The organism is Sphingomonas bacterium (assembly GCF_903644055.1).
In the GTDB taxonomy this organism is placed as follows: Bacteria; Pseudomonadota; Alphaproteobacteria; order Sphingomonadales; family Sphingomonadaceae; genus Sphingomonas_I.
This window is the reverse complement of the sequence record NZ_CAHJXD010000131.1, coordinates 1-10,726: the sequence shown is the minus strand read 5'-3', so window position 1 is coordinate 10,726 and position 10,726 is coordinate 1. Positions and strand designations below refer to the sequence as shown.

At 68.6% G+C, this 10,726-nt stretch carries 7 protein-coding genes and 1 pseudogene; 5 read left to right on the top strand and 3 right to left on the bottom strand.

Features of this window, described 5'->3' with window-relative positions:
- Nucleotides 1-3,449, bottom strand: a 3,449-nt coding sequence (gene dnaE, locus HUU94_RS05775) for a DNA polymerase III subunit alpha (RefSeq protein ID WP_174274147.1), incomplete at its 3' end; no start/stop codon positions are given.
- A 163-nt stretch (nt 3,450-3,612) separates the two neighbouring features.
- Between dnaE and HUU94_RS05770 the strand changes: the two genes are divergently transcribed.
- From HUU94_RS05770 to HUU94_RS05760, 3 genes are read left to right on the top strand one after another with little or no spacing between them, the layout of a single operon-like run.
- On the top strand, nt 3,613-5,631 hold the full coding sequence (locus tag HUU94_RS05770) for a TadE/TadG family type IV pilus assembly protein (RefSeq protein ID WP_174274146.1): 2,019 nt from the start codon (nt 3,613-3,615) through the stop codon (nt 5,629-5,631).
- Nucleotides 5,628-6,215, top strand: a complete 588-nt coding sequence (locus HUU94_RS05765; RefSeq protein ID WP_174274145.1) for a TadE/TadG family type IV pilus assembly protein — start codon at nt 5,628-5,630, stop codon at nt 6,213-6,215. The genes HUU94_RS05770 and HUU94_RS05765 overlap by 4 nt, the downstream gene beginning before the upstream one ends.
- A gap of 17 nt (nt 6,216-6,232) precedes the next feature.
- Entirely contained in the window at nt 6,233-6,967 is a 735-nt protein-coding gene (locus HUU94_RS05760) for a TadE/TadG family type IV pilus assembly protein (RefSeq protein ID WP_254601992.1), read from the top strand.
- Nucleotides 6,968-7,008: 41 nt separating this feature from the next.
- On the opposite strand, the gene HUU94_RS05755 is transcribed toward HUU94_RS05760, so the two are convergent.
- Complete coding sequence (locus HUU94_RS05755) at nt 7,009-8,031, bottom strand: energy transducer TonB (protein WP_174274144.1); 1,023 nt, start codon at nt 8,029-8,031, stop codon at nt 7,009-7,011.
- 122 nt (nt 8,032-8,153) lie between these two features.
- On the opposite strand from HUU94_RS05755, the gene argJ reads away from it, so the two are divergent.
- Together argJ and HUU94_RS05745 are read left to right on the top strand one after the other, a co-directional pair.
- Nucleotides 8,154-9,377 carry a bifunctional glutamate N-acetyltransferase/amino-acid acetyltransferase ArgJ gene (gene argJ, locus HUU94_RS05750; protein WP_174274143.1) on the top strand — a complete coding sequence of 408 codons (1,224 nt, stop codon included), beginning with the start codon at nt 8,154-8,156 and terminating at the stop codon, nt 9,375-9,377.
- 2 nt (nt 9,378-9,379) lie between these two features.
- On the top strand, nt 9,380-10,180 hold the full coding sequence (locus HUU94_RS05745) for an inositol monophosphatase family protein (RefSeq protein ID WP_254601990.1): 801 nt from the start codon (nt 9,380-9,382) through the stop codon (nt 10,178-10,180).
- On the opposite strand, the pseudogene HUU94_RS05740 reads toward HUU94_RS05745, so the two are convergent.
- A pseudogene (locus HUU94_RS05740) lies at nt 10,145-10,726 on the bottom strand (hypothetical protein); the annotation flags it as partial. The gene HUU94_RS05745 and the pseudogene HUU94_RS05740 overlap by 36 nt on opposite strands.

Here is a 10,726-nt window from a genome sequence, read left to right as displayed (position 1 = left end):
ACGACCAGCTCAATCTCCCCGCGCCCGCCGCGCGCCGGCGCCAGGATCGGCACCAGCAGCGCCGGCACGCCCGCATCGCGCATCACGATCTCCATCCTCAGCCGCGTCGTCGCCGCGATGCCGTCGAGCGGGCGCGATCCGCGCACCGTCACGCGCGGCGTTTCCTCGCCCGGCCGCCGATCGAGCTCCACCGACAGCAGCAGGCATTCGCCCGATCGCGCGGCTTTCTCCATCCCCTCGCTCGCGGCCTCGTCGAACACGCTGACGATGAACTGGCCGGTCGCATCCGAACAGGTGGCGAGCAGATAGCGGTTGCCGCGCGCCGATGTCCGCCAGCGCGCCTCCTCGACCAAAGCGGCAATCCGCGCGCTCGCGCGCGCCGTCGGCCGGCCCTTCTCGTCGCGCTCGGGCTCGGGGATCGGCATCGCCGCCACCGCCGCGAAGCTGCGCGCGCCCTCTGCCTGCGCGACATGGCGGTAGCGATCGGTGGGGTGCGCCGAGAAATAGAAGCCGAACGCCTCCTTCTCCGCGCCCATCCGCTCGGCGACCGACCAGCGCGCATCGCGCGGCAGCCGGATATGCGCGTGCCCCGCATCGCCGCCGCCCATCGCGAACAGCCCGCCCTGCCCCGTCTCGCGCTGCTCATGCGCCTTCGAGGCTTCCGCGAGGATCGTCTCGGCAGCGGCGAACACCGCCGCGCGATCCGGCTCCAGCCCGTCGAACCCGCCCGCCGCCGCGAGGCTTTCGAGCTGGCGCCGGTTGAGGAGCTGCGGATCGACGCGCTCGGCGAAATCGTCGATGCCCGTGAACGCGCCGTTGGCGCCGCGCTCGACGACGAGCTGCTCCATCGCCTTCTCGCCGACGCCCTTGAGCGCGCCGAGGCCGTAGCGCACCGCGCCGTCCTCGACCGAAAATTCCGCTTCCGAGGCGTTCACGTCCGGCCCGCGCAGCGCCACCCCCGAGCGGCGGATATCGTCGACCCAGATGCAGAGCTTGTCGGTCAGCGTCATGTCGTAGCACATCGATGCCGCGTAGAATTCGGGCTTGTGATGCGCCTTCAGCCAGGCGGTCTGATAGGTCAGCAGCGCATAAGCGGCGGCGTGGCTCTTGTTGAAGCCGTAGCCCGCGAACTTGTCGATCAGGTCGAACAAGGCCCCGGCCTGCGCACGCCCGATGCCGTTGACCGTCCCACAGCCTTCGACGAAGCCCGCGCGCTGCGCGTCCATCTCGGCCTTGACCTTCTTGCCCATCGCGCGGCGCAGCAGATCGGCGCCGCCCAGGCTGAATCCGGCAAGCACCTGCGCCGCCTGCATCACCTGCTCCTGATAGACGAAGATCCCGTAGGTTTCCTTCAGGATCGGTTCGAGCAGCGGGTGCGGATATTCGATCGCCTCCTGCCCGTTCTTGCGGCGGCCGAACATCGGAATATTGTCCATCGGACCGGGGCGGTAGAGCGCGCCGAGCGCGATGATGTCCTCGAACACCGTCGGCTTCACCGCCGAGAGCGTGCGCCGCATCCCTTCGGATTCGACCTGGAACACGCCGACCGTGTCGCCGCGCTGGAGCAGCCGGTAGGTCTCCTCGTCGTCCCACGTCAGCGTGTCGAGATCGATCGTCACGCCGCGCGCCGCCAGCATCTCGACCGCCTTGCGCAGCACCGACAAGGTCTTGAGCCCGAGGAAATCGAACTTCACGAGGCCGGCGCTCTCGACATATTTGAGGTCGAACTGAGTCACCGGAAATTCGGAGCGCGGATCGCGATACAGCGGCACGAGCTGATCGAGCGGGCGATCGCCGATCACTACGCCGGCGGCGTGCGTCGAGCTGTGGCGCGGCAGCCCTTCCAGCTTCATCGCCAGATCGAACAGCCGCCGCACCTGCGCATCCGACTTATAGTCGGCCGCCAGCTCGGAGACGCCGTTGAGCGCGCGGCTCAGCGTCCAGGGATCGGTCGGATGGTTGGGCACCAGCTTGGCGAGGCGATCGACCTGGCCGTAGCTCATCTGGAGCACGCGGCCGGTATCCTTGAGCACCGCGCGCGCCTTCAGCCGCCCGAAGGTGATGATCTGCGCGACCTGTTGGCGGCCATATTTGCGCTGGACGTAGCTGATCACCTCGCCGCGCCGCGTTTCGCAGAAATCGATGTCGAAATCTGGCATCGACACGCGCTCGGGATTGAGGAAGCGTTCGAACAGCAGCCCGAGCGCGATCGGATCGAGATCGGTGATCGTCAGCGCCCAGGCGACGACCGAGCCCGCGCCCGATCCGCGCCCCGGCCCCACCGGAATGCCCTGTTCCTTCGCCCATTTGATGAAATCGGCGACGATCAGGAAATAGCCCGGAAAGCCCATCTGGATGATGACGTCGAGCTCGAACTCGAGCCGATCGAGATAGACCGTGCGCCAGTCCGCGCGCGCCTCCCGGTCCGCGCTCCCCTCCCCGTTCGTGTCGAGCGAAGTCGAGACACGTCCCTCGACTTCGCTCGGGACGAACGGAGGTTGGAGACCTCTTAGCTGCGCGATCCTCGCCAGCCGCGCCGCGAGCCCTTCCCGCGCATCCCGGCGCAGCGTCTCCGCCTCGGCGGCGGGATCGCCCGCGATGCTCGGCAGGATCGGCTTGCGCGAGGGCGCCGCCACCGCGCAGCGCTGCGCCACCACCAGCGTGTTGGCGATCGCCTCGGGCAGATCGGCGAACAGCTCCGCCATCGCGTCGGCGGGCTTGATCCACGCATCGGGCGACGAGCAGGCGCGCTCGCTCGATTCCAGATAGGCCGATGCCGCGATGCACAGCATCGTATCGTGCGCGGCGTGGAAATCGGGCTCGGCGAAGCAGGCCGGGTTGGTCGCTACCAGGGGCAGATCGCGTGCGTAGGCGAGCGCTATCAGCCCCTCCTCGGCCCGCGTCTCGATCGCATCGCCGCGCCGCGCGATCTCGATATAGAGCCGCCCGGGAAACAGCGCCTCCAGCCGATCGAGATAGGCCTCCGCGGCCCCCTGCTGCTCGCCCGCGAGCAGCCGCGCCAGCCCACCGTCGCCGGCACCCGTCAGCGCGATCAGCCCCTCGCTCCGCCCGGTCAGCGCATCGAGCGAAACATGCGCCTCCTCGTGCGGTGGCCGATCGAGATGCGCCGCCGAGACCAAGGCGCAGAGATTGTCGTAGCCGGTAGCGTCCTGCGCATAGAGCGGCAGCCAGTCGATCAGCGCCGCCTTGCCCTCGGCTCCGCCCGGCCGCGCCACCGCGAGCGTCGTGCCGACGATCGGCTGCACGCCCGCTTTCTTCGCCGCCTCGCAGAAGGCCATCGCGCCGTAGAGGCCATTGCGGTCGCTGATCGCCGCCGCCGGGAAGCCGAGCGTCCTGGCGCGCGCCACGATCGCCTTGGGATCGATCGCGCCCTCCAGCATCGTGAAGGCGGAAAATATGCGGAGAGGGACGAATCCCGCGACGGCCATCGCTCACGCATAAGCCAGGCCCGGCCCCCGCGCGAGCGCGCCGCCGCACTTATCCCCGCTTATCTCGCGCCGCCGCCACCCCGTCCAAAGGAAGCCATCATCTCTTTGTTAAAACTTTGGCCCTAGCGCTTGTCCGGTTCTGCGGTGGCGAAGGCTTGGGTGTATGCGGCGGCGATGGCTGATCGGAGGTGCCGCGGGATTCCTCGCGCGGCTGCGCCGGGATCAGCGCGGCAACACGCTCGCGATGATGGCCGCGATGATGATCCCGCTCGCCGGACTTTCGGGCTCGGCGATCGACATGGGCCGCCTCTACACGGTCAAGTCGCGGTTGCAGCAGGCGTGCGACGCGGGCGTGCTCGCGGGCCGCAAGTTCATGATCGATTCGAACAGCAGCACGCTCGACACCGCCGCCACCGCCCAGGCGAACGCCTTCTTCACCAACAATTTCAAGGCGGGCTGGTACAAGGTCTCCTCGGTCAGCTTCACGCCGAGCAAGACCAGCGACAATCAGGTCTCGGGGACCGCGACGGCGACCGTGCCGATGACGATCATGGCGATGTTCGGTATCGGCAGCAAGGCGATCACCGTGGCGTGCCAGGCCCAATATGACGTCGCCGATACCGATGTCGTCTTCGTGCTCGATACCACCGGATCGATGGCCTGCCTGCCGGCGGACAGCGACGACGATTGCAGCACCTATGTCGGGCAGCAGGTCTCGTCGAACGCGATCGTCAAATACAGCCGCCCAGGCGATTCCGCGCTCGGCGCTTCCAGCGGCAGCGTCAACAGCAGCGTGCCGGGCTACCCCGGCTCGATCGGCTTCTACGTGCCCGAAAAGTCGGGATCGCGGATCGCCGCGCTGCGCACCGCCGTCGTCAACTTCTACAACACGCTCGCCTCGACCGCCGATGCCTCGACCCACATCCGCTACGGCTTCGTCACCTATACATCGACGGTGAACGCCGGCCGCGCGGTCATGGACATCAGCCCGAGCTACATGGTCGGCGGCTCCGGCAACGCGCTGAAGACCTGGGCCTATCAATCTCGGAAGCCGACCGGCGACTATGTTCTCTCCAGCAGCACGACGACGCGGAGCGCCAGTTCCTCGGCCAATTGCGCGACCAGCGCGATCGCCCGCAATCCCTCGACGCTGTACACCTACAATAGCAGCGGCCAGGCGACCGAGACCAAGGCGGTCTATGATACCAGCAAGTCGCCGAACTGCACGATGACGGCCTATACCTACGGCCCCGTATGGACCTACCAGCCGGTGAGTTTCGACGTCAGCAATTTCCTGACCACCGCCTCCGTCGACGATCCGTCGCGCGTCGATAATGGAACGGCGCAATGGCAGGGCTGCCTCGAGGAGCGCAACACCAGCGGCGGCACCTCAACCTTCGATAGCAATGCGCTGCCCGCCGATCTCGATCCGGACCTGATCCCGGATGCGACGTCGGCCACCGGCGCCACGAGCTGGCGACCGATGTGGCCGGAGGTGATCTACGGCCGCAACTATGACGGCAGCAGCACGACCTACGGCAGCACCGCGAATACGACCTCCAACGGCGATACGACGAACATCGCCACCGCCCTGAGCTACTTCAACTATGCGCAGAGCGGCATTCAGAATTATCTCCTGCGCGCCGGCTGGGCGGTCTGCGGAAAACCGATCCGCCGCGTCGCGACGATGTCGCAGGCCGACGTCACCAACTACGTCAACGCAAGCGATTTTCGCGCGATCGGCGGCACCTATCACGATACGGGCATGATCTGGGGCGTGCGGCTGCTCTCCCGCCTCGGCATCTTCGCATCGGACAATCAATCGTGGCCGGGGCGGCTGCCGCCGAACCGCGTGATCGTCTTCCTGACCGACGGCGACATGGCGCCGTCGCTGGCGGCCTACGGCATGTACGGCGTCGAATATTTCGACAAGCGCGTGACGAACGGCAGCTATGCGAACCAGAAGGCCTATCACAACGCGCGCTTCCTGGCCGAATGTTCGAAGGCTAAGAAAATGAACGTCAGCGTCTGGACGATCTCGATCGCGCCCAGCGTGACCACGGAGATGCAGCAATGCGCGACGACGAGCGCGCAGGCGCTCTACACCACCAGCGGCGGCGATCTTTCGGCGAAGTTCGGCGCGATCGCGAAGCAGGTGGCGATGCTGCGGATCTCCAAATGATCGTCCGGGTACTCCATCTCGCACGCGACCGGCGCGGCGGTGCGGTGGTGGAGTTCGCGCTGGTCTGCCCCGTGCTGCTGATCCTGCTGCTCGGGCTCGGCGACCTCGCCTTCCAGGGCTATATGCAGGATGTGCTGACCGGCGCGGTGCAGAAGGCCGGGCGCGATGCCACGATCCAGGGAAATGCCCAGAATACGAGCGCGATCGACGCCAGGGTGATGGTGCCGATCAAGGCGATCTCCTCCGGCGCCACCTTCGTCTCGAGCCGCGAGAATTTCGACACGTACAGCGCGATCGCGCCCGAGCCTTTCACCGACGGCAACGGCAATGGCATCCACGACGCCGGCGAATGCTATAGCGACGTCAACGGCAACAACCAGTGGGATGCCGATCCCGGCAGCAGCGGCCAGGGCGGCGCCAGCGATATCGCGCTCTACAAGATGGCAGTCACCTATCGCCGCCTGTTCCCGCTCGGCGCGCTGCTCGGCTGGGGATCGACGCTCACGATCAGCGCGAGCACGATCCTCAAGAACCAGCCCTACGCCACCCAGACCACCACGACGGTAAAGACAGTATGCAACTAAGCGCGGGCCGGTGCCGCTTGAAACTCGCTCTTCCGCGAGTTTTCAAACAAGCTCTGCGCAAGCTGCCCCGCGCCACCGGCGGCACGGCGATGCTCGAAATGGCGCTGGGCATGCCGCTGGTGCTGACGCTCGGCGGCTATGGCGCCGAGCTTTCCAACTATGCGATCGTCAACCAGCGCGTGAACCAGGCCGCGTTGCAGCTCGCCGACAACGGCTCGCGCGTCGGCGCCAACAACGGGCTCGCGACCTTCCAGCTTCGCGAGCTCGACCTCAACGACGTGCTCCAGGGCACGCGGCTCGCGGGAAAGGGCATCAAGCTCACCACCAACGGGCGGATCACCATCTCCAGCCTCGAATATGTCCAGCAATCCTATGACAGCGTCCCCGTCCAGCGCATCCACTGGCAGCGCTGCATCGGCGCGCGTGGCGGCAGCGGCGATGCGGGCTATGACTCGAGCTACGGCACCGCGCCCACCTCCGCCGGCTCCACCGCGACGCAGGCCAACGCCGGCACCGCCACCCCCAACGGCATGGGCGATGCCGGCGCGATGGTGAACGCGCCGAGCGGCGCCGGGGTGATCTTCGTCGAGGTCAATTATCAATATCAGCCGCTATTCGGCACATTGTTCATGACCGCCCGGAAAATCCACTACATCGCCTCGTTCATCGTCCGCGACAAACGCGATTTCGCGCAAATCTATAACCCCTCTCCCGCCGCCACCGCCGCGACCTGCGATCTCCACGCCGCCTGATTCCAGTCGAGGAACGGAGCGGGTCGCCGCCCGGCCGCCGCTCAATGCTGCGGCAGCGCCCAGGTGAAGCTGCCCGTCTCGATCGAGCGGATCGGCTTGCCCGCCGCATCGCGCGCGGGATCGTAGCGGCCGCGCGCGCCGATCACGCGGCAGGTCGCGGCGTCCAGCACGGCAGAGCCGCTCGATCTCTCGATCCGGCACGATTGCACGCAGCCGTCCTCGCTGACCTCCCAGATCGCGCTCGCGCTGCCCGCCTGCGCCTCGCGGAGCGCCAGCGAGGGATAGTCGCCGGCGATGATCGTCACCGGCGCGCGCGCCCGCGCCTGGCTCGGTCCCGGCACGTTCGTCGCGGCAAGCGCCGCGGCGCGGCCATCGCGGGTGGCGATCAGCTCGCGCACCTCGGGCGAGAAGACGCCGCGCGGGAAGGCTTGCAGATAGATTTTATACGCCGCGACGCTGTTGACGCGGAGCGCCTGCAGATAGGCGCCGATCTCCGCCTCCCCCGCCTGCTCGAACGGCGCAACTCCGCCGGCGAAGGCGGGCCGGCACAGAAACAGCGGCGAGCCGGCGGCGGCCGGCCTGGCAATTGGTGCTGTGGCCGTCGGCGGGCGGGCGATCGGCGGCGCGGGAGTGGGAGGCGCCGGCACGTTTTCGGGTGCCATGTTCATCGGCGGCTCTGCGGGCGGCGGCGCATCCTGTGGATAGGGCGGCGGGGCTGGTGGCCCATCGGGCTGAGGATAAGGCGGTGGCGGTGAGGCATCGGCTGGCGGGTCATCGCTCTGGCTCGGCGCGGGCTGCCGATAGCTTTGCGGCATCTGACCCATGCGATTCAGCGCGTCGCGCGCCTGATCCGAATGCGCGCCATCCGGATAGCGCCGCAAATAGGTCTGGTAGGCATCGGCACTGTTCTTGCGCGCCGCACCCTCCCACAGCAATTGCTCAAGCCGATCGGCGCCGGCGGTGGGCGCCTGCGGTGCGGAATCGGACGGTGGCGCATATTGCGCGGCCGCCGGCTGCGCGAGCAGCGGCAGAAACCCGGCGAGCAGAGCAAAGGCGGCACGCATACGAACCCTCTCCTGCCTCCCCCATAAATCCGTACCGTGGTTTAGAAAAGTTCGGCTCATCGCATCCGATATCCCGAACGCGCGTGCTGGCGATAAGGCCGCGTCATATGTAGAGCGGCGGCATGCCAGATGTCTCGCCGCTCGCCACCCCCTTCCCCACGCTGCCGCCGATCGCCGGTGTCCGCCTCGCCGTGTCGCGCGCGGGCTACAAGGCCTGGGAGCGCGCCGACCTCACCTTCGCGGCGCTCGACGAGGGGACGGTCGTCGCGGGCGTCACCACGCGCAGCCGGTGCCCTTCGCCCGAAGTCGAATGGTGCCGCGCCGCGCTGACTCTGGGCCGCGCCCGCGCGCTGGTGGTCAACGCGGGCAATTCCAACGCCTTCACGGGCCATCGCGGCCGCGCCGCGGTCGAGGCGATCGCCGCGCGCGTCGCGGGCGCGATGGGCTGCCGGCCTTCGGACGTGTTCGTCGCCTCGACCGGCGTGATCGGCGTGCCGCTGCCGATCGACAAGGCCGAGGCCGGGATCGACGCTGCACTCACCGCGCCCGAAGCGGACTGGCGCGCAGCCGCGCAGGCGATCTCGACCACCGATACCTTTCCCAAGGGCGCGGTGACGACGGCGATCGTCGACGGCCGCACCGTGACGCTGGCGGGCATCGTCAAGGGCTCCGGCATGATCGCGCCCGATATGGCGACGATGCTCGGCTTCGTCTTCACCGATGCCGCGATCGAACCCGGCCTGCTCCAGCGCATGCTCGACGAGGCCAATGCCAAGACCTTCTCGTGCATCACGGTCGACGGCGACACCTCGACCTCGGACACCGTACTCGCCTTCGCGACTGGCAAGGCGGGCAATACCGCGCTCGGCGCGATCGACGATGCCGGAGCCGATGCCTTCCAGGCGGCGCTCATCGATCTCTGCCGCCAGCTCGCGCACCTCGTGATCCGCGACGGCGAAGGCGCGAGCAAGTTCATCACGATCACGGTCGAGGGCGCCGAGACCGATTCTAGCGCGCGGCGCATCGCGCTGTCGATCGCCAACTCGCCGCTGGTGAAGACCGCGATCGCGGGCGAGGACGCCAATTGGGGGCGGGTCGTCATGGCCGTCGGCAAGGCGGGCGAGCCCGCCGAGCGCGACAGGCTGGCGATCCGCTTCGGCGCGACTCAGGTCGCCGAGGGCGGGCTGGCGGTCGAGGGCTATGACGAAGCTCCGGTCGCCGCGCACCTCAAGGGGCGCGAGGTCGAGATCGGCGTCGATCTCGGGCTGGGAGACGGCCGCGCGACGGTGTGGACCTGCGATCTCACGCACGGCTATATCGCGATCAACGCCGATTATCGGAGCTGATCGTGGGCGTTCACCCCCTTCACGGCGCGGTCGAGCGACTGATGGTCCGCGTCGGGCGCGAGATCGTCATGCCCTCGTTCCGCGCGCTCGCGCCCGATCAGATCATGGAGAAGGGCCCCGGCGACGTCGTCACCGTCGCCGATCGCGCGTCGGAGGACGCGCTGACCGAGGCATTGCTCGCGCTCCTCCCGGGATCGCGCGTGATCGGCGAGGAAGCGGTCGCCGCCGATGCCGCGCTGCTGGACGGGATCGACCAGGGCACCGCCTGGATCGTCGATCCGATCGACGGCACCTCCAATTACGCCGAGGGCATCACCCCCTTCGCGATCATGGTCGCGCTGGTCGAGGAGGGCGAGACGCAGGGCGGCTGGATCCTCGATCCCGCGACGGGCCGCATGTGCCACGCGCATCGCGGCGGCGGCGCCTTCATCGATGGCGCGCGCATCACCGCCAAGACGAGCGGCACCGAGCCGCCCACCGCCGCGCTGGCGCTCACCTATCTGCCGATCGACGTCCGCGCCGATATCGCCGGCCGCATCCCCGATCGGCTGATCGAGGTTCCGGTGCCGCGCTGCGCCGGCGCGCAATACCCGCGCCTCGTCACCGGCGAGAACGATATCGCGCTCTACTGGCGCGCGCTGCCCTGGGATCATGCGCCCGGCGCGCTGTTCCTCACCGAGGCGGGCGGCCGGATCTCGCGCTTCGATGGCGCGCCCTATCGTCTCGGTGAGGACGGGCGCGGCCTGATCGCCGCCGCCACCCCGGAGCTATGGGATCGGGCGCGCGATATCCTGATCGGCTGATCCGCCGCTCGTCGTCACGGGCGCGGGCGCGGGCCTGAGCAACGCCGCCGCCTCGATCCGGTCGAGCGCATTGCGCGCCAGCACGTAGCGCCGCGCCTGCGCCGTCCAGCCGGCGGCGCGCGCCGATCCCGGCATTCGCGCGACCTCGGTCAGCGCGATATCCGCCTGCCCCTGCTCCAGCGCATGCACCGCGCGCGCCTGCCGGTCGCTCGGCAGCGTCGAGGGCTGATCGGCGCGGCGGATCACCAACAGCCCGCCGAGCTCGCGCTTGAGGCCGCTCCAGAAGCCGCTGCCCGCGCCGGGCGCCTCCAGCGTCGGGGCCAGCGCGGCCAGCCCGTCCTGCAACTGGATCAGCGTCACCGGCTTCTGCGCGGCGCCGATCACCATCGCGACCGCCTGCGGCTCGCTCGCGCCGAAATGCTGGCGGAGCATCGTCTCGAGATAGCCCAGCGCCAGCCCGCGATCGAGCGCGCGCCGCGCCGCGATCGCCACCAGCATGCCCTCGGCGCGGTCGGCATCGCCGCGCGCCGCCGAAGCGCGCTGGTC